The organism is Streptomyces sp. LS1784 (assembly GCF_020103755.1).
GTDB lineage: Bacteria > Actinomycetota > Actinomycetes > Streptomycetales > Streptomycetaceae > Kitasatospora.
This window is the reverse complement of record NZ_JAHSQD010000083.1, coordinates 1-23,469: the sequence shown is the minus strand read 5'-3', so window position 1 is coordinate 23,469 and position 23,469 is coordinate 1. Positions and strand designations below refer to the sequence as shown.

General features: G+C 72.2%; 15 protein-coding genes and 2 pseudogenes. 6 read left to right on the top strand and 11 right to left on the bottom strand.

All coding sequences use genetic code 11. The features are described from left to right. Positions 1-1,686 (bottom strand): annotated as a pseudogene (locus KS423_RS13065) (hypothetical protein); the annotation flags it as partial. A 245-nt stretch (positions 1,687-1,931) separates the two neighbouring features. Here KS423_RS13065 and KS423_RS13060 point away from each other — a divergent pair. From KS423_RS13060 to KS423_RS13050, 3 genes are read left to right on the top strand one after another with little or no spacing between them, the layout of a single operon-like run. After that, complete coding sequence (locus KS423_RS13060) at positions 1,932-2,867, top strand: CoA ester lyase (protein ID WP_224278573.1); 936 nt, start codon at positions 1,932-1,934, stop codon at positions 2,865-2,867. Between the two features lie 2 nt (positions 2,868-2,869). After that, positions 2,870-4,105, top strand: a complete 1,236-nt coding sequence (locus KS423_RS13055) for an aminotransferase class I/II-fold pyridoxal phosphate-dependent enzyme (protein WP_224278571.1) — start codon at positions 2,870-2,872, stop codon at positions 4,103-4,105. An 18-nt stretch (positions 4,106-4,123) separates the two neighbouring features. Beyond that, complete coding sequence (locus tag KS423_RS13050) at positions 4,124-4,654, top strand: MaoC family dehydratase (RefSeq protein WP_224278569.1); 531 nt, start codon at positions 4,124-4,126, stop codon at positions 4,652-4,654. A gap of 79 nt (positions 4,655-4,733) precedes the next feature. On the opposite strand, the gene KS423_RS13045 is transcribed toward KS423_RS13050, so the two are convergent. From KS423_RS13045 to KS423_RS13035, 4 genes and pseudogenes are all read right to left on the bottom strand, one after another. Then, positions 4,734-7,085 (bottom strand): zinc-binding dehydrogenase, encoded by a 2,352-nt coding sequence (locus tag KS423_RS13045; protein WP_224278567.1) that lies wholly within the window; start codon positions 7,083-7,085, stop codon positions 4,734-4,736. A gap of 277 nt (positions 7,086-7,362) precedes the next feature. Beyond that, positions 7,363-8,439, bottom strand: coding sequence for a chitinase (locus KS423_RS13040; protein WP_374119946.1), 1,077 nt, complete (start codon positions 8,437-8,439; stop codon positions 7,363-7,365). A gap of 42 nt (positions 8,440-8,481) precedes the next feature. After that, positions 8,482-9,099, bottom strand: a pseudogene (locus KS423_RS48000) (carbohydrate binding domain-containing protein); the annotation flags it as partial. A 472-nt stretch (positions 9,100-9,571) separates the two neighbouring features. Further along, positions 9,572-11,104, bottom strand: a complete 1,533-nt coding sequence (locus tag KS423_RS13035; RefSeq protein WP_224278563.1) for an FMN-binding glutamate synthase family protein — start codon at positions 11,102-11,104, stop codon at positions 9,572-9,574. Positions 11,105-11,222: 118 nt separating this feature from the next. On the opposite strand from KS423_RS13035, the gene KS423_RS13030 reads away from it, so the two are divergent. Then, positions 11,223-11,504 carry a hypothetical protein gene (locus KS423_RS13030; protein WP_224278561.1) on the top strand — a complete coding sequence of 94 codons (282 nt, stop codon included), beginning with the start codon at positions 11,223-11,225 and terminating at the stop codon, positions 11,502-11,504. Positions 11,505-11,521: 17 nt separating this feature from the next. Here KS423_RS13030 and KS423_RS13025 read toward each other — a convergent pair whose 3' ends face one another. Continuing rightward, positions 11,522-12,901, bottom strand: a complete 1,380-nt coding sequence (locus KS423_RS13025; protein WP_224278559.1) for a chloride channel protein — start codon at positions 12,899-12,901, stop codon at positions 11,522-11,524. Positions 12,902-13,441: 540 nt separating this feature from the next. Between KS423_RS13025 and KS423_RS13020 the strand changes: the two genes are divergently transcribed. Continuing rightward, positions 13,442-15,457, top strand: a complete 2,016-nt coding sequence (locus tag KS423_RS13020; protein ID WP_224278557.1) for a SpoIIE family protein phosphatase — start codon at positions 13,442-13,444, stop codon at positions 15,455-15,457. A gap of 107 nt (positions 15,458-15,564) precedes the next feature. On the opposite strand, the gene KS423_RS13015 is transcribed toward KS423_RS13020, so the two are convergent. From KS423_RS13015 to KS423_RS12995, 5 genes are all read right to left on the bottom strand, one after another. Then, entirely contained in the window at positions 15,565-16,542 is a 978-nt protein-coding gene (locus KS423_RS13015; protein ID WP_224278555.1) for an antibiotic biosynthesis monooxygenase, read from the bottom strand. Further along, positions 16,539-19,268 carry a molybdopterin-dependent oxidoreductase gene (locus KS423_RS13010; protein ID WP_224278553.1) on the bottom strand — a complete coding sequence of 910 codons (2,730 nt, stop codon included), beginning with the start codon at positions 19,266-19,268 and terminating at the stop codon, positions 16,539-16,541. Before KS423_RS13010 ends, KS423_RS13015 begins: the two co-directional genes overlap by 4 nt. Further along, entirely contained in the window at positions 19,265-20,092 is an 828-nt protein-coding gene (locus KS423_RS13005) for an FAD binding domain-containing protein (RefSeq protein WP_224278551.1), read from the bottom strand. The genes KS423_RS13010 and KS423_RS13005 overlap by 4 nt, the downstream gene beginning before the upstream one ends. Before the next feature lie 379 nt (positions 20,093-20,471). After that, positions 20,472-21,059, bottom strand: coding sequence for a cysteine dioxygenase family protein (locus tag KS423_RS13000; RefSeq protein WP_224278549.1), 588 nt, complete (start codon positions 21,057-21,059; stop codon positions 20,472-20,474). Positions 21,060-21,062: 3 nt separating this feature from the next. After that, positions 21,063-21,290 (bottom strand): DUF485 domain-containing protein, encoded by a 228-nt coding sequence (locus tag KS423_RS12995; protein WP_224278547.1) that lies wholly within the window; start codon positions 21,288-21,290, stop codon positions 21,063-21,065. A gap of 322 nt (positions 21,291-21,612) precedes the next feature. Between KS423_RS12995 and KS423_RS12990 the strand changes: the two genes are divergently transcribed. Continuing rightward, positions 21,613-23,403: a beta-galactosidase family protein gene (locus tag KS423_RS12990; RefSeq protein ID WP_224278545.1), complete on the top strand. Its 1,791-nt coding sequence runs from the start codon at positions 21,613-21,615 to the stop codon at positions 23,401-23,403. Positions 23,404-23,469: the final 66 nt, after the last annotated feature.

The window sequence follows — 23,469 nt, the reverse complement described above, 5'->3', positions numbered from 1 at the left end:
CCCGGCCGCGGCCAGCTCGCCGGCCGCCACCTGCCGCATGAGCTGCTCCAACCGGACGCCCCGGTACAGCAGTTCCGGGTCCCGGTCGCCGACTGCCCAGCCCCGCGCGGCCGCGGTGAGCCTGCGCTGTTCCCCCAGCGCCTCTCGCCCGTCCACCAGCCACCCGCGCAGCCTGGGCCAGGCCTGCGGCAGCGCGTGGTGGGACAGCTCGACGGTGTCCCGGTCCACCGTCACGAGCCGTGCCCGGACCAGCCGTTCCATCACCTCGGGTACGCCGGGGTCGTCGAACTCGGCCCGCCGGACCGGCTTGCGGGTGCCCTCGTCGCTCCCCGCCCCCAGGTAGTCGCCCGGCACCGGCTCGCCACCGGGCGTCAGCCCGTCGCCCAGGGCCGTCGCGCCACCGGCAGCGTCCTCGCCGGCACCGGGCAACTCCCCGCCGAGCCGCAGGAACACCGCCTGCACCAGCGCCTGATCGGACGCCTCCAGCCCGTTGTACAGCGTCTCCGCCGTCCGGGCCAGCGCGCCCTCGAAGCCTCCGGTGGCCTGGAACCCGGCCAGGGTGAGCGCGTTGCCGCTGCGCCGTCGCCAGGTCTCCAGCAGGGCCGCGGACACCAGCGGGAGCGCGCCCGGCTGTTGCGCGGCGGTCGAGATGAGGACGGCCAGCAGGGCACCCTCGACGGTGCAGCCGGACCGTAGCGCCGGCTCGGTGATCGCCCGCCGCAGCTCGTCCGGTGCCGGACGACCCACCGACAGCACCGCGTGCCGGCTGGCCTCGGCCAGCCCCTGGTGCTCGGCGAACAGCGGCCCGCACTGGTCCGAGCGGAGCACCAGCACCACCCGGCACCGGGCCGGCGCCGCCACCGGCAGCCCGTCCGGTGCCTCGCCCGGAGCGCCCGTGGCGGTCGCCACCAGCGCGTCCAGGAAGCGCGCCCGCTCCGCGGCGTCCCGGCAGCGGGTGCGCAGTTGCTCGCCCTGGTCCACCACCAGCACCGGATCTCCGGCCGGCGGTCCGAAGACACCTCGCGCCGCCTCCCCGACTCGCTGCCCGAGCCGGGCGAGCGCGAGCGCGTACGCCTCCATCGGTCGTTCACCGGGAGTCAGCAGCGCCACCGGGACGCCGCCGTCGGCCGGGGGACGGCCCGCTCCGCCCCCGGCCCCGGTTCTCCCCCCGGTAGCCGCACCGGCGCCGGGAGGCCCGCCGAGCCGGGCCAGCAGACCGGCCCTGACCAACGAGGACTTTCCTGCCCCGGACGGCCCGGAGAGAATCACCAGCCGCCGTTCGGCCAGCAGGGCGGCCAGCCGGTCCAGCAGCGCCTCGCGGCCGAAGAACCGCTCGGCGTCGGCCGCCTCGAACGCCGCCGCACCGGGGTAAGGGGCCCGTCCGGCGTCCTGGGCGCACCGCCGGGCGGCGGTGTCGGCGGCCAGTTCGGCGGCGAGCAGCTGCCAGCGGTGCCGCCACTCCCGCACGTCCCCGCCGCAGGCCTGCACGTAGGCGAGAGTCACGGCGAGGCTGGGCAGCCGCCGGCCACCCGCTGCCACCGACAGACTGGCCGCCGAACAGTGCGCCCGGAGGGCGAGTTGACGGTACGGCGGACGTCCGGCGCGCTCCCGCAGGGCCCGCAGATCACCCGCGAAGCTCAGCAGCGGCCCGTCCCCGGGGTCCAGTGGACTTTCCCGACGAGGCACTACGGCCCCCTTCTCCCTTGAAGCGGTGTCCTGAAATCCCTGAGTACCCACGCGCCACACGCGCCGCGCGCGCCTCGTGTCGATCCCCCCCGGTGATTCATCATGCACAACACCGCTGGCGTCAAACAATGGTGCATGCGGGTCGGTTGTTCCGAGTTGATGTTCAATGTCCAGTCGCACGGCGCCGAACAAAGCCGGTGGGATAGAACCGGAACCCGCAGCCTTCGCTGACTTCGGAGATATCCATGAAGTTCACGCGGTACTGCCGTTCCCTCCTGTCCACACCCGCGATGGCGGTGGAGCGGTACACCAAGAGCCACCAGTCCGGGGCCGACATCGCCATGGTCGATCTGGAGGATTCGGTCCCACCCGCCCGCAAGGAGGAGGCTCGTCGGCTCGCCGAGGAGTTCTTCGCGCTCCCGTCCACCAAGCTCGCGCGCAGCGCGGTGCGCATCAACACCCTTTCCGGACCGGACGGTCTGCGTGACCTGATCGCCATCACCCGGTACCGCGTCAAGCCGGACCTGGTGCTCATCCCGATGGCCGAGTCGCCCCGGGACATCGAGATCGCCGCCGGCGCGCTCGGTGCGGACTGCCCGGAGACGGAGTTCCTGGCCGTCGTGGAGACTCCGCTGGGCATCGAGCACGCACCCGCCATCGCGGCCGCCGGGCACCGGCTGCGCGGGCTGGTCTTCGGCTCGGCCGACTACGCCTTCGCGGTCGGCGCCCGGCTCTCCTGGGAGGCCCTGGCCCACGCCCGCGCCCGGGTGGTCAACAGTGCCCGCGCCATGGGGGTGGAGGCGATGGACGCGCCGTTCTTCGAAGTCGCCGACCTCGCCGGGCTGCGCCGGGAGGCGGGGCTCGCCCGGGACTTCGGGTTCAGCGGCAAGATCGCCGTCCATCCGCGCCAACTCGCGCTGATCAACGACACGTTCAGCCCGGACGAGGAGCTGCTGGCGCGCGCCCGCCGGGTGGTCGCGGCGGGTCTGGAGAACGGCCGCTCGGTCACCGTGGTGGACGGGGTGATGGTCGGCATGCCGTTCTTCGAGGCCTCGCAGCGTCTGATCGAGCAGTTCGACCTGCCCCGGCCCGACGGCTCGCACCACTCGCAGCACCAGCCACAGCACCACCCGCAGGACCACGCGCCCACCGACACCCCGAACCACGCGACGGAGAAGTGACGATGACCGAAGAATCCATCCTCGGCCCGCGCCGGTACCGCAACGCCGAAGCCATGCTGGCCACCGCCGACCCGGTCTGGCAGGCGGCCGCCGCCAACGGTCTGATCGGCATCACGGTGGACTCGGAGTCCAACAACCGGCTGATCGTCCGCGAGACCGGCCACGAGTTCGCCAACATGGTCTCCTGCGCGTACCTGGGCCTGAACAACCACCCCTCGGTCGCGGCCGCCGCGGTCGACGCGCTGGCCGAGTCCCGCAGCACCTGGCTGGTCACCTCCACCACCCGGATCCGGCACAACCTGCTGGTGCGCCTGGAGGAGGAGCTGGGCGAGCTGTTCGGCGCGCACATCCTGCCCGGAGCGTCCTGCACCGCGCTCACCGCCGGCATCCTGCCGCTGATCGCCTCCGGCCACCTGGACGGCACCTGTCAGGGCGGCGGCGGGCCCCGGGTGATGGTCTTCGACCGCTTCTGCCACTTCTGCATGGCGTACGTGAAGCCGATCTGCGCCGACGAGTCGCTGGTGCTGACGTGCCCGCACAACGACCTGAACTTCCTGGAGGACATCTGCCGCACGTACCCGCGGGTCGCCTACGTGGCCGACGGCGCGTACTCGATGGGCGGCGCGGCGGCCCTCGACGGGCTGCTCGAACTCCAGGACCGCTACGGGCTGTTCCTCTACATCGACGACTCCCACTCGCTGTCCATCATGGGCGAGCGCGGCGAGGGCTTCGTCCGCTCCCGGCTGGAGATGAACCCGCTGACCGTCATCGTCGCGAGCCTCGGCAAGGGCTTCGGCACCGGCGGCGGCGTCGCGATGCTCGGCAACCGCGAGCAGTTCGAGTTCCTGCACCGCCACGCCGGCCCGGTCGGGTGGTCACAGAACGTCGCCCTGCCGCTGGTCGGCGCCTCGCTGGGCAGCGCCGCCATCCACCGCTCCCCCGAACTGGCCGACCTGCAGGCCAAGCTGAACCGCAACATCGACCTCTTCGACGAGCTGCTGCCGACCACCTTCGCGGGCAACGGCCTGCCGGTACGCCGGGTCGACGTCGGGGACGCCGAGCGCGCGGTCAAGCTCTCCGCCCAGCTCTTCGAACGCGGCTACTACAGCTCGGCGGTGTTCTTCCCGATCGTGCCCAAGGGCGAGGCCGGGCTCCGGCTGATGATGCGCGCCGACATGGACGAGCGGCTGATCCGCGACTTCGCCGGCCACGTCAAGGAACTCACCGCCGACCTCTAGGACCTGGGAGCAGCCGCGATGGACGCAACCGAACCCACCGGCTACCGGCGGATCGGCGAGCGCCGCTACCGCGAGGTGGTCGGGCGCTACTACGAGGAGTTCGAGGTCGGCGAGGTGGTCGAGCACCGCCCAGGCCGGACCGTCACCGAGCTCGACAACGTGCTGATGAGCATGCTGAGCATGAACGACGCCCCCCTGCACATCGACGCCGCCTACAGCGAGCACACCCCGTGGGGGAAGCCGATCGTCTCCAGCCTGGTGACGCTCAGCATCGTCGGCGGGATGACCGCCCGCTCGACGAGCGGGCGCACCATCGCCAACCTGGGCTGGGAGAACATCCGGATGACCCACCCGGTGTTCGCCGGCGACACCCTCTACGCGGAGACCGAGACCCTGGCCAAGCGGCTGTCCAAGAGCCGCACCGGGCAGGGCATCGTGCGCTGCCGCACCACCGGGACGAAGTCCACCGGCGAGGCCGTGGTGGTGTTCGAACGCAGCTTCCTCGTCCCGCTGCGCGGCCACGGCCTGGACGAGGTCGCCGGGTACTGACGTACCACCGGGCCCGGCGGTCTGCGCCGTCGGGCCCGGTGTGCAGGCGGGGAGGGCGGCCGCCCTCCCCGCACCTCGCTCAGTCCTCGCGGCGGACGTCCACCAGCACCTTGCCCACCGTCTCCCGTGCGGCCATCGCCCGGTGCGCCGCGGCCACCCCGGACAGCGGCACGGTCCGGTCGATCCGCGCCACCAGCCGCCGCTCGGCGGCGAGCCGGAACAGGTGGTCGGCGATGCCCTCGAACAGCGCCCGGTCCGTCAGGACGTGCTTGAGCCAGAAGCCCTGCACCCCCGCCGAGCGCCCGGTCAGCTCGCCCATCGTGAAGCCGTCCTCCACTCCGCCCCGCGCCCCGACCGACACCAGCCGCCCGAAGGGGGCCAGTCCGGCCAGCCCGGCGCGCAGCACCCGGCCGCCGACCGAGTCGACGAACAGGTCCAGCCCGCCCGACTCCGCGAGCCGCCCGGCCAGGTCGGGGTCCTCGGGGTCGAGCACGGTGTCGGCGCCCAGCGAGCGCACGAACTCCCGCTTCTCCGGGGTGGAGGCGAGGCCGACCACCCGGCCCGCGCCCAGCGCCCTGGCCAGCTGCACCGCCAGGTGACCGACCCCGCCCGCGGCCGCGGTCACCGCGACGGCCTCGCCCGGCCGAAGCCGCCCCGCCAGGGTCAGCGCGCCGTAGGCCGTCGCGCCCTGCTCCAGCAGCGCGAGCGCCTGCTCGTCGTCCACGCCCTCCGGCACCTCCACCGTGTGCGCCGCCTCGGGGACGGCCACCGGGGCGTACCCGCCACCGGTGCGCAGCAGTGCGACGACCCTCCGGCCGTCCTCGCGGCGCCGCCCGACCACGTCGACGCCGAGCACCGCCGGCAGCGGGAAGCGGAGGTACTCGCCGGTGCGGCACTCCAGGTCGGCGTAGTTGAGCCCGGCCAGGGAGACGTCGACCAGCACCCGGCCCGGGCCGGCCACCGGTTCCGGCACCGTCTCGATGCGGAGCTCCTCCGGCCCGCCGTAGCGGTGGATCACCACCGCGCGCATCCCGTTCCCGTCCCCTGCCACCTTGTCCACGGTCACCTCGTCCACGGTCACCTCGTCCACGTCCGCCTCGGGCGTCACGCCGGCGAACAGCGCGAGCAGCGCGGTCTCCAGGGTGCGGACGGCCTCCGGGCTCTCGCCGACCACGCAGTACATCACCGAGCCGTCGGCCGGCCCGAAGTCGCTGCTGTACAGCACGCCGGTGCCGGTCTGCGGATCGAAGGCCAGCCCGGCCGCGCCCACCGCCTCCACGGCCTGCGCGAAGGACGGCACCTTGAGGCCGCCGAGCTCCAGGATGTAGCGCGAGCCGCGGTGCTCCTCGCGCAGCAGCCGGCCGAAGAAGACGTCGTGCAGGTGGCTGGAGCCGGTGAGCCGGCCGTTGGTCTCGTGGAAGTAGATCTCGCCCTTGGGGGTGAGCACGGCGTCCGCGCTGACCGTGCCCCGGTAGCCGATCACCCGCAGCGCCTCGCACAACCGGGCGCCCTGCTCGACGAGTTCGGCCAGGACGCCCGCGTCCGGGGTGACCGGCGGGGTGATCTCCCCGACCACCACCGGCCGCATGACCATCTCGCCGCAGCCGGCGAGCACCACGGCCGCGTCGTCGATGACGAACTGGGCGTACAGCGGCGCACAGTCGGCGAAGTACCGCTCCACCACCACCCGCTGGCCGCGCCCGCCGGTCAGCCAGGTCCACCGCTCGGCCACGTACGCGGCCACCGCCGCCCGGTCCGGCAGCGGCACCACCCGCTCGGCGCCGACCGCCTCCACCCGCTCGTCCCGGGCGAGGATCTCGTTGCCGAAGCCGCCCGCCTGGTACTCGACCTTCACCATCACGCTGTGCCCCTGCGCCAGCAGGTGCTCGACGGCGGCCTCCACCTCCGCGGGCGAGCCGGCCACCCTCCCGGGCGGGATCGGCACCCCGGCGCCGGCGGCCAGCGCCCGGAACCCCGCCTTGCTGTTGACCAGGGCGTTGCCGCCCTGCGCGGCGAAGGGCTGACCGGGCATGGCCTGCGCCGCGCCGAGCGCGGCCGCCAGCTCGGCCACCGCGCCGTTCGGCGAGATGGCCAGCACCTCGTCGAGGGTGCGCCCGTCCAGGACGCGGCGCAGCTCCGCGAGGAAGCCCGGGTCGGTCAGGCGGTCGGTGGTGAGCACCTGGTCGCCCTGGGCGCCCGGCGGCGGCACCACGAAGGTCAGGCTGTCGGCCCGCACGCCGGTCAGCCCGGTGACGTACGCCAGGTACTCCGGGTCGGGCTCCCCGGGCAGCACCAGGACGTCGCCGTCCTCGGCCCACCAGAGCATCCGCTGTGCCCCGCACCCGGCGAACAGCTGCTCCGGCGGTGTCATCCCGGTGAGGTCCCCGACCATCTCCTCGGTGCGGCTGTTGGCGATGCAGAGCGTCGTCATCTGGTGAACTCTCCCGGCGTTCGGCGCTGTTGCGGCCCAAGGTCCTGGTCCCACGCACGGCACGGATGTGGCGTGCGCTACTGGTGTAGCGCACCGGGGTTGTTCCGGTTCGGCCCTCGGTCATTGAACAAAACGCCGAACAACCGGCGGCCCCGCCGTCCTCCTGGCCCGGAAGGGCTCGGCTGCCGTCGGCCGCGGTCCGGAGCCGGTCGGTGGCCGGCCCCGGACCGCGAGGGTGCACCGGGGTTCGGGAGGTCAGCGGGGGCTCAGCGGGACGTCAACGGCCCTGGAGGCGCCTGACGTTGTCGCCGAAGCTCCAGCCCTTCGAGCCGTCCCAGTTGACCGACCACGTCATGAGCCCCTTCAGCGAACCGCCGAAGGCGTTCCACGACTGGCCGACCAGGCCCGGGTCCATGTAGCCGCCGCCCGCGCCGGGCTGGGCCGGCAGACCGGGCACCTGCTTGTCGTAGGGCACCTTGATGGTGGTGCCCTGGATGGTCAGGCCGTTGTTCAGGCAGGTGGTCTGCGCGGTGAAGCCCTGTACGGTGCCGGCCTGGTAGGAGTCGCCGGAGCAGCCGTACATGCTGCCGTTGTAGTACTGCATGTTCAGCCACCACAGTTGCCCGTTGTCGGCGTACTTCTTGACGATCGGCAGGTAGGCGCCCCAGATCGATCCGTAGTTGACGCTTCCGCCGGTGACGTACGCGGTTTCGGGCGCCATCGTCAGGCCGAAGCCCGCGGGCATCTGGGCCAGCACGCCGTCGATGATGCGCATCAGGTTGGCCTGGGAGGCGGACAGCGTACTGATGTTGCCGCTTCCGGACAGGCCGGTCTCGATGTCGATGTCGATCCCGTCGAAGTTGTACTTCTTGAGGATCGGGACGACGGTCGCCACGAACCGGTCGGCGACGGTGCTGGAGCTCAGGTCGATGCCGGCGGCGGCACCGCCGATCGACATCAGGATCGTCGCCCCGGCCGCCTTGGCCTGGCACATCTCGGCGGGGGTCGAGACCTTGACGTTGCTGTCCATGCCGTCCTGCCACAGGACGGTGCCGTCCGAGAGGATCACCGGGAAGGCGGCGTTGATGACGTTGTAGCCGTGCGCGGCGATCCGGCTGTCCGTGATGGGGACCCAGCCCATGCCGGGGTGGACGCCGTTCAGGGCGCCGTCCCAGTTCTCCCAGTACCCCTGCAGGACCTTGCCCGACGGCTTGGGCTTCGTGGGGCAGGTGTCGCCCGGGGGCGTGGTGGTGGGCGGGGCGGTCGTGGTCGGCGGGGCCGTGGTGGGCGGAGCGCTCGTCGTCGGGGTGGCGGTCGGCGTGGGGCTGCTGCCGCCGGGGCCGGTGAGCGTCACGTCGTCCGCGTAGTACGCGGGCTGTCCGTACCAGCCGTGCAGGTAGACGGTCACCGAGGTGGTGTTCGCCCCGGTGGTGAAGCCGACGCTGAGCCGGCCGTACGACGGGCTGCTCGCCGTCCAGGTGGACGCGGTACTGCTGATGCCGGTGCCGGTGGCGCCCAGGTAGACGTAGCTGCCCTGGACGTAGGCGCTCAGCGTGTACTGGGAGTTGGGCTGCACGCTGATGGTCTGGGTGCACTGGGCGTTGTCCAGGCCGGTCGGCGTGGCCTGCAGCGCGGAGGCGCCCGAGTGGACCGGACTGCCGACGGCAGCACCGGAGCCGCCGGTGCAGGTCCAGTCGGCGAGTCCGTTCTCGAAGCCGGGGTTGGCCACCAGGTTCGGGGTGGCGGCCCCGGCCGTGACGGTGCCGGCCACGGCGATGCCGGCACCGATGACGGCGGCGGCGCAGACCCCGGCGAGGGAGCGCCTCAGGGCGGTCGGTCCGTGCTGGGCGCCACCGGTCCGGTTCACCTGCGATGCGCGCTCCACGGTCGTCCGCTGCGGGCGAGGAGCTCGGAGCGGCTCGTTCCCGGCCTGGTCGCCTTCGAGGCGGCCGGGGTCCGGGCAGGGGCCGAAAGCGCCTGACGGACGCGGAGTACGCGACCTTCGACGGAACATGCTGTGCTCCCTTTTCCGCCGAGCGTCATGGACATGACCGACGCGTGGGGGCGTGACGCCCGGCTCCGGGTGAGGTGGGGGGACGTGCGAGGCTGTGCCGGACCGGATCGTAGGAGGGGCGGCAAGGGCCGTCAATAGGTCTGGACCAATCGCGAGGAATTGCGGCTCGCCGGCCCCTCCCCCGCGGGCCACCGGGCCCGCGGCGTTCCGGCTGGTCGGCGGCGGCCGGCCGCGCCCCCGGGGCGTCGTGGCACAGCATCCCGATCCGCCTCGCGTGCCGGCGAGCAGCCGGCACGCGAGGCGGCCGGGGAACCTCCTACCGCAGGTGAATCCGTGGCCGAGGGCTCCCCGGCCTCCGGATCTCGCCTTCCGGCAGGTCGCTCGACCCGGCCGATCGGGGCCGCCGACGCCCTTGGGTCCCACCTCTCACAGCACGTCGTCGTTCACCTCGGTCGGCGCGTCAGACAGCCGGCTACCGGGCGGAGTCCGGCTTGACGGCGAGCAGTGCCGTGATCTCGTCGGCAAGGTGCGGGCCGAGCTCGCCCCAGCCGTCCTTGTAGCCGTAGACGCCGGCCAGGGTGCGGGCCTCGTAGTCGCCGTTCATGATCTCGATGTCGTCGGCCGTGATGAGTGCCGGGTGGGCGACGCCGACGGCCGACGAGACCTTCATCAGCTCCTTGCGCAGGGTGCGCAGGTAGACAGCGGCCCGGGTGGCCTTCGAGGCCGGGTCGAGGCCGCGGGCCAGCCACGGGTTCTGGGTCGCGATGCCGGTGGGGCACTTGTCGGTGTGGCACTTCTGCGCCTGGATGCAGCCGATCGACAGCATCGCCTCACGGGCCACGTTGATCATGTCGACACCCAGCGCGAAGGCGACCGCGGCGTTCTCGGGCAAGCCGAGCTTGCCCGAGCCGATGAAGGTCAGGTCGTCGGTCAGCCCCAGCTCCGCGAAGGTGCCGTAGACCCGGGAGAAGCCCATCCGGAACGGCAGCGACACCGAGTCGGCGAAGATCCGCGGCGCCGCCCCGGTGCCGCCCTCGCCGCCGTCGATCGTCACGAAGTCGACCCCGCGGTCACCACGTGCCATCAGCGTGGCCAGCTCCTGCCAGAAGCCCATCTCCCCCACCGCGCTCTTGACCCCGACCGGCAGACCGGTCTCGGTGGCGAGCAACTCGACGAAGTCGAGCATCGAGTCGACGTCGCCGAACGCGGTGTGCCGCGACGGGGAGGCGCAGTCCTCGCCGACCGGGATGCCGCGGATCCCGGCGATCTCCGGGGTCACCTTCGCGCCCGGCAGCATCCCGCCCAACCCCGGCTTGGCGCCCTGGGAGAGCTTGATCTCTATCGCCTTGACCGGAGCGCCGGCGACCACCTCCTTGAGCTTGTCAAGGTTGAAGCTGCCGTCCTCGTTGCGGCAGCCGAAGTACGCCGTACCGAGCTGGAGGACGAGGTCACCGCCGTTGCGGTGGTACGGCGAGAGGCCACCCTCGCCCGTGTTGTGCATCGTGCCTGCCAGCGCCGCCCCCTTGTTGAGCGCCGTGATGGCCGCGCCCGAGAGCGATCCGAAGCTCATCGCCGAGATGTTCACCACGCTCGCCGGCCGGAACGCCCTGGCGCGTCCGCGCGGCCCGCCCAGCACCTTGGCCGAGGGCAGTGGAGCCTGCGGATCGTGCATGTCGGGCAGCGTGTCGGCGAACGTGCGCTGCTTCACGTAGGCGTGCCCCTGGACGTGCTCGACGTCGACTTCGGTTCCGAACCCGAAGTAGTTGTTCTCCTCCTTCGCCGACGCGTAGATCCACGTGCGCTGGTCACGGCTGAACGGGCGCTCCTCCTCGTTGGAGGTCACGATGTACTGCCGCAGCTCCGGCCCGATCGTCTCCAACAGGTACCGGGCATGCCCGATCACCGGGAAGTTCCGGAGCAGCGCGTGCCTCTTCTGGATGAGGTCGCGGGCAGCCAGAAGCGCCACCGCAGTTGCGGCGGCCGCGCCGATCTTCCGGGCTTGCATGAACGTTCCTCCTCGATGCACGACCCCGTCGCCGGGCGGTGGAGCCGTTGACGTGTTGGCTGTTGGACGGCGCGCACGGCCGAGCGGGCAGCAGCGTCCGTCGAAGGACTGCGAAACGATGTTAGGAGGCCCCGCGGACGGGCCTGCCGTCAGGGGGCCGGTCCGGAACAAGAACCGGCTGTACAAGCCGGTCAAGAGCAACGGCAAGTGGATCCCGGACCCGTCGTGGAGCGCGATCGGCAAGCAGATCCGCTTCGCGGGCGGCTCCGGCGCGCCGGACTCCGAGGGGCTGACGGTCGGCGGCAACGGGCCACGTCTACGTGACCTCCGCGCGCGACAACACCGACCACCCGCCGACGGCCAGGAGCTTCGTCGTGCCCGTCCCCCGAAACCGCGGTGAGGTCCCGGTGCCTCCGTTCACGCCGCGGCGTCGTCGCCGGACGGCGGATGCGTCAGGGGGACGCCGGCCCGGGGAGGCGTGTGCCCGACGGTCGCGGGAGCCTCCCGTCGCGCGAGCCGCAGGGTCACCACGTACGAGACCACCACCGCGACGATCACCAGGGGCATCACGGTCAGCCCCTGGGCACCGAGCAGCAGGGTGGCCAGCAGGACAGAGGTCATCGGGAGCCTGAGCATGGCCACGCCCAGGGCACCCACGCCGATGGCGAAGCCCGTGGTGACGTCCAGGCCCGGCAGGTGGGACATGGCCAGGCCGCCTGCCCCGCCCACGAACAGGGCCGGGAAGACGGGCCCGCCGCGGAAGGCGCCGAGCGAGGCGCCGTAGGCGAGCGACTTGAACACGATGAGGAGCAGCAGCGTGCCCACGGAGTAGGTGGCGTGGTCGGCCAGGAGGGGGCCGATGGCGGTCTCGCCCGAGTACAGCACTCCGGAGATCGGTCTGTCGGTGATGACGGTGTAGAGGAGGGCGAGTGCTCCGATGAGCGCGCCCGTCAGTGCGGTGAGCGGCACCCGTCGCCGTTGGACGCGTGATTTCAGATGCAGGGCGGACCGGCGGACCGCCTCGCCGAGGGTGGCAGCGGCGAGGCCTGCGACGATCGCCCAGCCGAACGCGGCGATGGTCGGCCGGTCGGCGGGTGGCACCTGTGTCAGTGCCAGGGAGTAGGTGCCGAGTCCGGTCCAGGAGTCCAGGCCGGTGAAGATCAGCGAGCCGATGCCTGCGGCAAGCAGGCCGGGCACCAGGACGACGCCGAGCATCGACCCGGCCAGGCCGGAGGCCTCCATCAGCAGGAACGCCCCGATCACGGGCGAGCCGAGGAGCTCGCTGATCGCCGCGAAGCCGCCCGCCGCGCCGACGACGGCGAGGACGTCGGGAGGGGCGTCACGTTTCACCAGCCGGATCGCACCGACGGCCAGGCCGCCGCCGAGTGCGATCAGTGGGGCCTCCGGGCCGAGGACGGCGCCGAGGCCGAGCGAGGCGATCGCGGCGAGGGCGACACCGGGTACCGCCGCCACCGAAGGGGTACCGCCGGTCTTGAGCCCGTCGGCCGGCTCGTGCCCGCCTCGTCCGGGAAGGTGCCGGATGGTGAGGGCCACCAGGACACCGGAGACGGCGAGCAGGGGAACGGCCCACCAGTTCGGTGTTCCGCTGAAGCCGAGGCCCTTGGGAAGCGTGTCGTAGACCAGGGACTGGAGTTCGGAGACGAGGGCGAGGAAGCCGTATGCCGCGACCGAGATCGGGACGCCCAGCACGGCCGCCATCACCAGCAGCGCGACGTAGTCACGGCTGCGGACGATCGCGAACGGGTCCTCGGGGGCCGCGGCGGGCTCGACAGGCATGCGCATCGTCTCCTCGGCGTCCCAGCTGCCGAAGAGCGGGTCGGGCGGGCCCGGGTCCGGCGGCACCGACCGTCGTGGTGGCCTGAAGAGCCGGCCTGCCCGTCTCGCAGCCTGTGGCGGGGCAGGTGCCCCTTCGATCATCGCGACGTCAACGGCATCCGGCTTGTCGGACACGCCACGCGGGTGAGCGCCGCCTCGGTGCCGCGGGTCGGTCCGACCGAGCCCTGCCACAGGCGTCCGTCCAGGAGATTCGACGAGCGGAGCCGGACACCGCCGTTGCCGTGCGCCTGCCCTCCGACCCTCGCGACCCGGCCCGCACCGCAGGGGCGGCGCGGTGCGTTGACGGCGGTGGCGCCGCACCTGTCGTTCGTCCCGGAACGGAACCTCCACCGGCTTCTCGCACCTGTCGGGGGCGGGCTGGCCGAGTGCCGCACATGGGGCGGACGATGGAGAGACCATCCGCACGCGCCCGGGAGGAGTGTGGGAGTGGCCCGCAGCACGGCACAGGGGGGCGACCGGCCGGCGCCGGCGGATGCGGCGATGCCTGCCGGCGGGCTGCTGGACGTGCTGGGGGTCGCCGCGGTGGTCCTGGACGAGCAGGGCCGGATCGTGCTGTGGAGCCCGCAGGCCGAGGAACTGTTCGGCTTCGACAGCCAGGAGGCACTGGGCCGGCCCGCGGCGAAGCTGTTGGTGGAGGAGGAGCAGCGGCCCCAGGTGCTGGAGCTGTTCAGCCGCGTGATGTCCGGGCAGGGGCCGTGGGCGGGGGTGTTCCCGGTGCGGCACCGGGACGGGCACACCGTTCGGGTGGAGTTCCGCAACATGCGCCTGGTGGCCGAGGGGGGCCGCCTGTTCGCGCTGGGCATCGCTTCGAAGGAGCGGACGCTGCGCCGGGTGGAGCGGGACGTGGCGCTGTCCTCGCGGTTGGTGGACCAGTCGCCGATCGGGCTCGCCGTGCTGGACACCGGGTTGCGGTACGTGCTGGTGAACGCGGCGCTGGAACGGATCGACGGCGTACCCTCCGGGGAGCACCTGGGCCGTACGCCCTGTGAGGTGCTGCCGCACCTGGACACCGCGATCGAGGTGCGCATGCGGGAGGTGTTGGCGTCCGGTGAGCCGGTGCTGGACGAGGTCACCACCGCGATCAGGCCGACCGATCCGCACCGGGAGCACGCGTGGAGCGCCTCGTTCTACCGGCTGGAGGACCAGGCCGGGCGGATCATCGGGGTGGCGGTCTCGGTGGTGGACGTCACCGAGCAGCGCGAGGCGGCGTTGACCGCGGCGCGGGCCCGTCGACGCCTGTCGCTGATCGCGGACGCCTCGATCCGGATCGGCACCACCCTCGATCTGCCCACCACGGCGCGCGAGCTCGCTGAGGTGGCCGTGCCCGAGGTCGCCGACATCGCCGCCGTCGACCTTCTGGACGCCGTCCTCGCCGACCCGGCGCCCGGTGGTGACCCGGGCGAGGTGCGGTTCCGCGCCATGGCGATCAAGGCCGCGGACCGCAGCCCCGCGCTCCGGGCCGCCGACCCGCTCGGAGAGGTCGCCCGCTACGTAGCGCAGCGGCTGGTCGCCCAGTGCGTGCGCACCGGCCGTCCGGTGCTGGTCCCGCAGGTGCGCGGCCCGGACGTCGCCCGCGTCGCCCGCGACGCCGACGCCGCCGATCTGCTCCGGCAGGCCGGGCTGCACTCGTACCTCGCCGTACCGCTGATCGCCCGCGGTGAGGTCCTGGGCGCCCTGGACCTGAAGCGGACCCGAACCCCTGCCCCGTTCGACGCCGACGACATGGTGCTGGCCACCGAACTCGCCGCCCGCGCCGCGGTCTGCATCGACAACGCCCGCTGGTACCAGCGGCAGCGCCACGCCACGCTCGTCCTCCAGCGCCACCTGCTGCCGCCGCGCCACACCGCCGATCCGCCCGGCCTCGCCATCGCCCACCGGTACCAGCCCGCCACCACCACGCACGAGACCGGCGGCGACTGGTTCGACGCCATCCCGCTGCCCGGCGAGCGCACCGCGCTCGTCGTCGGCGACGTCATGGGCTCCGGCATCACCGCGGCCGCCACCATGGGACAGCTGCGCACCAACACGCGTACCCTGGCCCGCCTGGGACTCGGCCCCGACGAGGTCCTGACGCACCTGGACGAGACCACCCGCGACCTCGGCGAGGCCATGGCCACCTGCCTCCTCGCCGTCTACGACCCGCACACCCGCGTGTGCCGCCTGGCCTGCGCCGGCCACCTTCCGCCCGTCCTGGTCCGCGGGAACCACCCGCCGCACCTGATCGACCTCGACCCCGGCGCACCGCTGGGCGTCGGCGACGTCCCCTTCCGCACCACCGACCTGCACCTGCGGGCCGGCGACGACCTGGTCCTCTACACCGACGGGCTCGTCGAGGTCCGCGACCAGGACATCGACCAGCGCCTGGAAGCCCTCATCGACCTCCTCGCCTGCCCCCACCGGGACCTGGAGGACACCTGCGACCTCCTGCTCTCCGCCCTGCGCCGCCCCGACACCGCCGACGACGTCGCCCTGCTCATCGCCCGCGTCCTGTCCTGACCGGCAGGCCGTCGCTCCTCCGTCCTTCGCCGCACCAGGGCTCCGTGGTCGGCTCCGGTGCGGAGGGAGAATTCAAGCCGCTGCCGGCCCGGTCGCCCCGCTGAAGGTCAGGGCAGTGTCCAGAACCGGGTCGTGACGAGGTAGAAGAGGACGGCCCAGAACGCGGTCACCCCGGCGACGGTGCCGAGACCGATGCGGTTGTTCCTCGCCGCGGGCTCGCCCGGCGGGGGCCGGAGCCACCGCTTGAGCAGCGGGTTCACGTAGAAGGGCATCGTCAGGAAGCTCATGGTGAAGCTCGACAGCAGGTTGCCCACCAGCAGGCCGATCCAGAGCGGCATCCTCAGCGGCGAAAGGGCGAGCGTCAGCAGCACGACGGTCGGGTACAGGCCGACCCACACCGCGATGGCGGTTCTGGTTTCCGACGGCGGCGGCGCCTCCTTGCCGTTCTCCTCGAAGGCGAACCAGCTGCCGAAGGAGTTGTCGATCGTCCGAAGCCTGAACTCGTTGAACCTGCTGCCCTCGGCGAGCAGCTTCCGCCGCGCGCCTGACGTCAGCCAGGCGTCGAGGTGCTCGGCACTGTCGAACCGGTAGAGCGTGGTCCACTCGTCCTGAAGCCCCTCGATCGGGCGGAAGAGCTCCGTACCGCGAAAGCCCTCGAACGTCCGCTCCTCCTGATTCATCCGCCGCTGCCAGTCGAGGAACTCCTCGACGTGGTCGGGGTGGACGCGGTGGGTGACCACGACGGTCACGAGCGGATCCGGTGCCTGCACGCCGCCTCTGACGACCTGCTGGGTTCCCGGACCGTCGAAGTACCTGCCGCCGGTGTCGAGCAGGTTCTGCCTGGTGGCGCTGTTGATCCATGCCTGTAGATGGGCGATCGAGTCGAACCGGTAGACGACGGTCCAGTCGGGCTGCAGGGACGTCGGCGGGGAGACCTCCGCGCCGAGGTAGCCGGGGTAGTCGGCGGCGGCGGCGTTGACGTCCTGCTGCCACGCCTCGTACTCGTGCTCCAGCCCCGGCCGGACCCTCAGACCGATGATGGCCGTCGCCGCAGCGTCCCCGTCCCGGGGCTTCACGGTGTTCATTTCGGTCCGGGCGCCGTCGACACCGGCCTGGCCTCGTTCAGCCGGCTGTAGATCCGTTCCGGGGTCAGCGGCAGCGCGCGGTAGCGGACACCCGTGGCGTCGTGGAGCGCGTTCGCCAACGCGGGGGCCACCGGATTGATGCAGCACTCTGCGATCCCCTTCGAGCGCATCGGCCCGACCGAGTCCGAGGACTCCACCAGGAGCACGTCGGTACGGGGGATGTCGGCGTAGGTGGGGATGCGGTAGTTGCGGAGGTTCGGGTTGACCATGACACCGTTCGCGTCGATCCGGTGATTCTCCGTCAGCGCGAAGCCGATCCCCTGGGCGACACCGCCCTCCACCTGTCCCCGGACCTGCACGGGGTTGATGACGTCGCCGGCGTCGGTGGCCTGCACGCTGTACAGGACGCGGATCTCGCCCGTCACCCGGTGGACGGCGATGCGGATTCCCTGCGTGTTGGAGGTGACACTTCGCGGTGAGCCGTAGCCCTTGCGGGCGGCGGTGAAGCGGATTCCGCGCGCGCGGGCCAGGGCGACGAGGTCCGCCAACGGCACGCGCTGCTCGCCGCAGAGGACGCCGTCGTCGTCCATCGAGCACATCACGACGTGGACGCCCGTGTGGACGGCGGCGAACTCCAGGATCCGGTCCCGCACCGCGTTGGCCGCACGGAGGACGGCGTTGCCCGCCACGAAGAGTCCCGCGCTCGCGAAGGCGCCGGTGTCGAACCCCGTGCGGTCGGTGTCGGACTGCACCAGGCGGATCCGCTCCGGCGTCGTGCCCAACTGGTTGGCCGCGATCTGGATGTGGGCGGTGGGGGTGCCCTGGCCGAACTCGACCGTCCCGACGGCCAGCTCGTACACCAGGTCGTCCCCGAGCGTGACCCAGGCCTCCGAGACGTGCTCGGTCGGCGGCGCGGTCTCGTGCAGGGAACTCGCCACGCCGGCCCCGACGAGCCAGTCGGGCCCCGGTGACGGCTCGTGAGCCGTCCGGGCCATCGCGGCGTCCACCAGGTCGATGCACCTGGCGAGTCCGTCCTCGGTGAACATCACGTCGTCGGGTCCGTCGTGCAGGGCGACGAGCGGATCGCCCGGTCGGACGATGTTGCGGCGCCGCAGTTCGAGCGGGTCGAGGTGCAGGGCACGGGCCAGCTCGTCCATCGCCGATTCCACGGCGAACGCCGGCTGTGTCATCCCGTATCCGCGCAGTGCCCCGCTCGGAACGGTGTTCGTGTAGACGGCGTAGGCGTCGTACTTCTTGTTGGGACAGCGGTAGATCATGACGGCGCTGCCTCCCCCGTACAGCGTCTCGCCACCGTGGTTGCCGTAGGCGCCGGTGTTCGACACGTTGCGGACCTGGAACGCCGTGAGCGTCCCGTCCGCCTTCGCGCCGAGCTTGACCGTCAGCGTCATCGGATGCCGGGGCGAGGCCGTGGTGAACTCCTCCTCGCGGGTGTACTCGAAGCAGACGGGCCGCCCGGTGTCCAGTGTGGCGAGCGCGGCCAGATCCTCCGAGAACACCTCCTGTTTGCCTCCGAAGGCGCCGCCCACGCGCTTGCAGAACACACGCAGCTGGTCCGGACGCAGCGCGAACAGGTACGCGAGTTTGACCTTGGCGATCGACGGCGACTGCGAACTGGTACGGACGTTCAGGCGGCCGTCCTCCATCCAGGCGATCGAGCCGTGGGTCTCCAGGTGCGCTTGCTGCACGCGCGGGGAGGAGTACGTGCCCTCGTGGATCACGTCGGCGTCGGCGAATCCGGCATCGACGTCACCGATGTGCGAATGGATCTCCACCAGGATGTTGTGGACCGGGTCCCGGACGAAGGGGTCGTGGGCGCCGTGCAGTTGCGGCGCCCCCTCGGCCATCGCCTCCTCGGGGTCGAACACGGCCGGCATGACGTCGTAGTCGACGACGACCCTCCGGCAGCCTTCCTCCGCCGCCGCGACGGTGTCGGCCAGGACGGCCACGACGCGCTGGCCGACGAAGCGCACCGTGTCGTCGAGGATGAAGGTGTCGTCCGGATCGACGAGGTGGTCGGTGTGGATCGCCGTGGTGAAGCGCTTGCGCGGCACGTCCTCCCAGGTGTAGACCCGGCGCACGCCGGGAACCGCGAGTGCGGCGGCCTTGTCGATCGAGACGATCCGGGCGTGCGCGTGCGGTGAGTGCAGCACCTTGAGGTGCAGCATGCCGTCGAGACGGGTGTCCATGGTGAACTCGGCGCGGCCGGTCACCACGTCGTCGGCCGCCGGCGTGCCGACACTCGCCCCCACCGCCTTCCCCGGGGCCGCCGTCTCCACGCCGGCGACGCCCCGCACGGCGTCCTCGATCGCCCGGTAGCCGGTGCAGCGACAGAGGTTGCCCTTCAACGCCCGGGGCAGGTCGCCCTTCTGAGCCTCGGTGAGCGACGCCGATGTCATGATCATCCCGGCTGTGCAGAAGCCGCACTGGAATCCCGGGGCGTCACGGAACTGTCGCTGCATCGGATGCAGGTCGCCCGGTGATCCGAGCCCCTCGATCGTCGTCACCTCGTGACCGTCCGCACGGAACGCGGGGGTGATGCAGCTGTGTACCGGATCGCCGTCCAGCCATACCGTGCACGCGCCGCAATCGCCCGCGTCGCACCCCTTCTTGACGCCGAAGTGGCCGAGCGAGCGGAGGAAGGTGCGCAGGCACTGGCCGGGTCGCGGCTCGTCGTCGAAGCTCCTGCCGTTCACGAGGAAGGTCATGCCGGGCCCCCAGCCATGAGTTCGTGCCGAATTTCCTCGGTGAAGTGCTTGGTCAGGTGGCGACGGTGTTCCGGGGTCCCGTTCGGATCGGCGAACCAGGCGTCGGCGGGGATGACATCGATGCTGTGCTGAAGAGTCCGCGCGTCGGGCATGCTGTCGAAGGCGATCCGCACCGGCCGCGTGGTGCCGGCGGTGACGGTGAGCATCAGGTCGTTCTTCCCGGGCGTCTGGGTACCGATGAGGAACACCGTCGAGCGGCCGAGCCGGGTCAGTGTGAAGCGGCGGTGCACGGTGCGTTTCCGCAGGGCGCGCGCCGGAATCCTGACGCGGCGCAGCAGTTCGCCCGGTGCGAGGACGTTTCGGTTGTTGCCGGTCACGAAGTCGAGGGCATCGACGACACGGGTCGACCCGTCGGGAGCCCACAGCTCGTACCCGGCCTCCAGGGCGACCGTCAGCGTGATCATCGGGCCGGCAGGCAACGACAGGCAGATGTTGCCGCCGACGGTCGCCGAGTTCCACACCTTGAACGAGGACAGGAACGCCTCACAGCCCGTGGCGAAGAGGGCACCCGCAGTCCACTCACGCGGCGGCTCGAAGGCGTACAGGTCGCGGATGGTGCAGGTCGCACCGATCTCCAGGCCTGCGTCGCTCGGAACGAGCGGATCCCAGCCCAAGGACATCAGGTCGATCAGGCGGCGCAGGCTCGGCTGCTCGGCGGAGAACAGGAACGTGCCGCCCGCGAGCCAGGCATCGCCCTCACGCCAGTCCGGGCCGGGTCGATCGGGCGGGCGCCGGACGACTTCGGTGATGGTGTTGAGGTCCATGGGAACCGTTCTCCCTCATGACGACCACCGCGCGACGGACCGCCGCCGGATTCGCCCATGGGCCGCTGCGGTCGAACGCCCGAGGGGGAGCCCTGGCGGGCGCTGGCAGTCATGTCAAGCGTATAGCCGGACGAGCCAGGCCCGCCAAGTCGACACCTTGGGTGACGTCGAGCCGTCGGGGTCGGTGCGGTGGTACCGGCCGGGCCGCGCCGGACGGGCGGGTCGGTAGCGGCTTCGGTGGTTCGCGCTCCGTCCGGCGACGGCTCACCGTCCAGGGGCTCCCGGCCGCCCGGCAGCAGCTCACGCAGGATCCGGATCGCGCCGGCCGCGGCTGACGGGCCGTCCGGAGCGGACGGCCCGTCGGTTTGCGACGTGTCGGTCACGGGGCCAGGCCGTCCGGGCTCCGCCAGCTCACCAGGCGGGCTCCGTCCGGCGGGAGGTCCACGATCTCGTGTCCGAAGACCCGGTTGATCGAGCTGCCGCCGTTCAGCGAGATGTCGGCGCCGTAGACGTGCACGGAGACCGCGCGACCGGTGCCGCCGTTCGACACCCGGTGGATGTCCTCGTCGGGCGGCACCAGGAGCTGTACCCGGCCGGGAGAGCAGGTGGTCCGGCCGGACGGCACCAGCACCCTGCGGCCGGATCTGGGGAGCCGCCACAGCCGGTACGCCTCGTCCACCTCGACGCCCTCCACCACACCTGACACGCACCAGGAGACATGGTCGTGGATCGGGGTGGACTGCCCGGGCAGCCAGGTGAGGGCCACCACGGAGTGCGTCCGTCCGGCATGCAGCAGCCGCTGCGAGTAGCCGTCGGTGTCACCGGCGCACAGGTCGTCGGGGACGATCAGCCCGGCCCGCAGGTACTTGCGCAGGGTGTCCGCGGTGAGCTGGGCGGTCAGGACGTCCGCGGCGCCGTAGCGCGCGAGGTCGGAGAGGAACTCGTCGAGGTTGGAGCCCGGTTTCACGGTCTACCGCCCCATCCCGGTGAGCGCGCGCACGTTGACGCTCCCGACGGCCTTGACCGCCATGAAGCCGCGGGCGCAGGCCGAGCAGAGTACGTACGCCAGGAACCGGAGCAGGAACGCCGCCGTCACCGGGAACACGGACCTGCGGTAGGCGGCACGCAACTCGGTGAATCGCGGATCGTCGCCGATCCAGGGTGTGTCACCGCGCGACGGCGCGGCCGGGTCGATCATGGGAATCCTTCTGAGCAGTGCGGAACTTGCCGAAGGCCCGACCGTAGGAATCCACGGTAGACAAGCGATGAACGTGCGGTCAGCGACGGTCCCGGCCCGCTCGACAGGCTCTCATCAGCCGTGGATCCGCTTCGCCCGGGCCGCTCGGAGCGGCGCCCTGGGAAAGCGCTTTCCAAGCGCTCCCGAACTGGGTAGGCTCGATCACCGTGGCAGACACCCTGCCTCCCCTCCCCCAGCGTGCCGCGTCGCCGACGGGCCGGGCCGGCCGGCGGCCGCTCCCTCCCCCGAAGCCCTCTGCAAGCCCTCTGAAAGCTGGCCCCTGATGCTCGACCACGACGAAACCGGGTACCTCCGCGACGGGGCGCCGCACCGCGTCGTCTCCGGCGCCCTGCACTACTTCCGCGTCCACCCCGACCTCTGGGAGGACCGCCTGCGCCGGCTACGCGCGATGGGCGCCAACACCGTCGACACCTACATCCCCTGGAACTTCCACGAGCTGCCCTCCGGCGCCTTCGACTTCACCGGCTGGCGCGACCTCGCCCGCTTCTGCCGCATCGCCCAGGCGCAGGGCCTCGACGTCATCCTGCGGCCCGGCCCCTACATCTGCGCGGAGTGGGAGTTCGGCGGCCTGCCGGCCCGGCTGCTCGCCGCCGACGGGCTGCGGCTGCGCTGCGCCGACCCGGCCTACCTGGCCGAGGTGGACGGCTGGTTCGACGCCGTCGTGCCCCGGATCCTGCCGCTCCTGGCCGGCCGGGGCGGCCCGGTGGTGGCGGTGCAGATCGAGAACGAGTACGGCAGTTTCGGCAACGACCGCGCCTACCTCCTCCACCTGCGCGACGGCCTGCTCGAACGCGGCGTCGACTGCCTGCTGTTCACGGCGGACGGCGCGGAGGACGCGATGCAGCAGGGCGGCGGCGTTCCGGGCCACCTCGCCACGGCGACGTTCGGCTCCCGGGCCGCCGAGCGGTTCGAGGTGCTGCGGCGCTACCAGCCCAAGGGCCCGATGACGGCGATGGAGTTCTGGATCGGCTGGTTCGACCACTGGGGCGAGCCGCACCACGTGCGCGACGCCGCCGAGTCCGCCCAGGCGCTGGACGACCTCCTCGCCACCGGCGCATCCGTCAACCTCTACATGGCCCACGGCGGCACCAACTTCGGCTTCTGGGCCGGCGCCAACCACACCGGCACCCGCCCCTTCGACACCGGCTTCCAGCCGACCGTCACCAGCTACGACTACGACGCTCCGATCGGCGAGGCCGGCGAGCTCACCGAGAAGTTCCACGCCTTCCGCGCCGTCATCGGCAAGTACGTCCCCCTGCCCGAGGGCGAGCTGCCCGGGCCCGCCCCCCGCGTCGCTCCGCAGCGCGTCCGGCGCCGCGCCGCCGCCGCCCGGCTCCTGGCGAACCTCGACACCCTGTCCGAGCCGGTGCGCAGCCCGACGCCCGAACCCATGGAGAAGGTCGGCCAGTCCCTCGGCCTCATCCACTACCGCACCCGGATCTCCGGCCCACGGCCGTCCATGCCGCTGCGCATCGACGGCATCGGCGACCGCGCCCACGTGTTCGCGGACGGCCGGCCGCTCGGCGTCCTGCACCGCGACGCCCCGACGGAGACCCTGCCGCTGGAGGTCGGACCGGACGGCGTCGTGCTCGACATCCTGGTCGAGGCCCTCGGCCGGGTGAACTACGGCCCTCTGCTGGACGACCGCAAGGGCATCAGCCGCGGCGTCTCCCACGGCCACCAGCGGCTGTTCGACTGGGAGATCCGCCCCCTGCCGCTCTCCGACCTCGACCGCCTCGCCTACGAGAACGCGGACCCGGTGGGCGACGCGGACCCGGCCTTCCACCGCTTCGAGGCCTCGCTCGCCGAGCCCGCCGACGCCTTCGTCGCCCTGCCCGGCTGGGGCCGCGGACTCCTCTGGCTCAACGGCTTCCTGCTCGGCCGCTACTCCGCGCAGGGCCCGCAGCGGACCCTCTACGCCCCGGCTCCGCTGTGGCGGGAGGGCGTCAACGAACTCGTCCTGCTCGAACTGGACGGCCACGGCGAGGAGATCGAGCTTCGCGACCAGCCCGACCTCGGGCCGCTCGCCGCCGCCCCCAGCTCCGAGTACTGAGACCGGCGAGGTCCGGCTCACAGCACCAGGCCGTCGGCGGGCGTGGCCCGGCGGGGGGGCACGGCC

What these genes read in the sequence shown, in the direction of transcription:
- KS423_RS13060 (WP_224278573.1), top strand. Translation starts at nt 1,932, where the DNA reads ATGAAGTTCACGCGGTACTGCCGTTCCCTCCTGTCCACACCCGCGATG.
- KS423_RS13055 (WP_224278571.1), top strand. Translation starts at nt 2,870, where the DNA reads ATGACCGAAGAATCCATCCTCGGCCCGCGCCGGTACCGCAACGCCGAA.
- KS423_RS13050 (WP_224278569.1), top strand. Translation starts at nt 4,124, where the DNA reads ATGGACGCAACCGAACCCACCGGCTACCGGCGGATCGGCGAGCGCCGC.
- KS423_RS13045 (WP_224278567.1), bottom strand. Translation starts at nt 7,085, where the DNA reads ATGACGACGCTCTGCATCGCCAACAGCCGCACCGAGGAGATGGTCGGG.
- KS423_RS13035 (WP_224278563.1), bottom strand. Translation starts at nt 11,104, where the DNA reads ATGCAAGCCCGGAAGATCGGCGCGGCCGCCGCAACTGCGGTGGCGCTT.
- KS423_RS13030 (WP_224278561.1), top strand. Translation starts at nt 11,223, where the DNA reads ATGTTAGGAGGCCCCGCGGACGGGCCTGCCGTCAGGGGGCCGGTCCGG.
- KS423_RS13025 (WP_224278559.1), bottom strand. Translation starts at nt 12,901, where the DNA reads ATGCCTGTCGAGCCCGCCGCGGCCCCCGAGGACCCGTTCGCGATCGTC.
- KS423_RS13020 (WP_224278557.1), top strand. Translation starts at nt 13,442, where the DNA reads ATGCCTGCCGGCGGGCTGCTGGACGTGCTGGGGGTCGCCGCGGTGGTC.
- KS423_RS13015 (WP_224278555.1), bottom strand. Translation starts at nt 16,542, where the DNA reads ATGAACACCGTGAAGCCCCGGGACGGGGACGCTGCGGCGACGGCCATC.
- KS423_RS13010 (WP_224278553.1), bottom strand. Translation starts at nt 19,268, where the DNA reads ATGACCTTCCTCGTGAACGGCAGGAGCTTCGACGACGAGCCGCGACCC.
- KS423_RS13005 (WP_224278551.1), bottom strand. Translation starts at nt 20,092, where the DNA reads ATGGACCTCAACACCATCACCGAAGTCGTCCGGCGCCCGCCCGATCGA.
- KS423_RS12995 (WP_224278547.1), bottom strand. Translation starts at nt 21,290, where the DNA reads ATGATCGACCCGGCCGCGCCGTCGCGCGGTGACACACCCTGGATCGGC.
- KS423_RS12990 (WP_224278545.1), top strand. Translation starts at nt 21,613, where the DNA reads ATGCTCGACCACGACGAAACCGGGTACCTCCGCGACGGGGCGCCGCAC.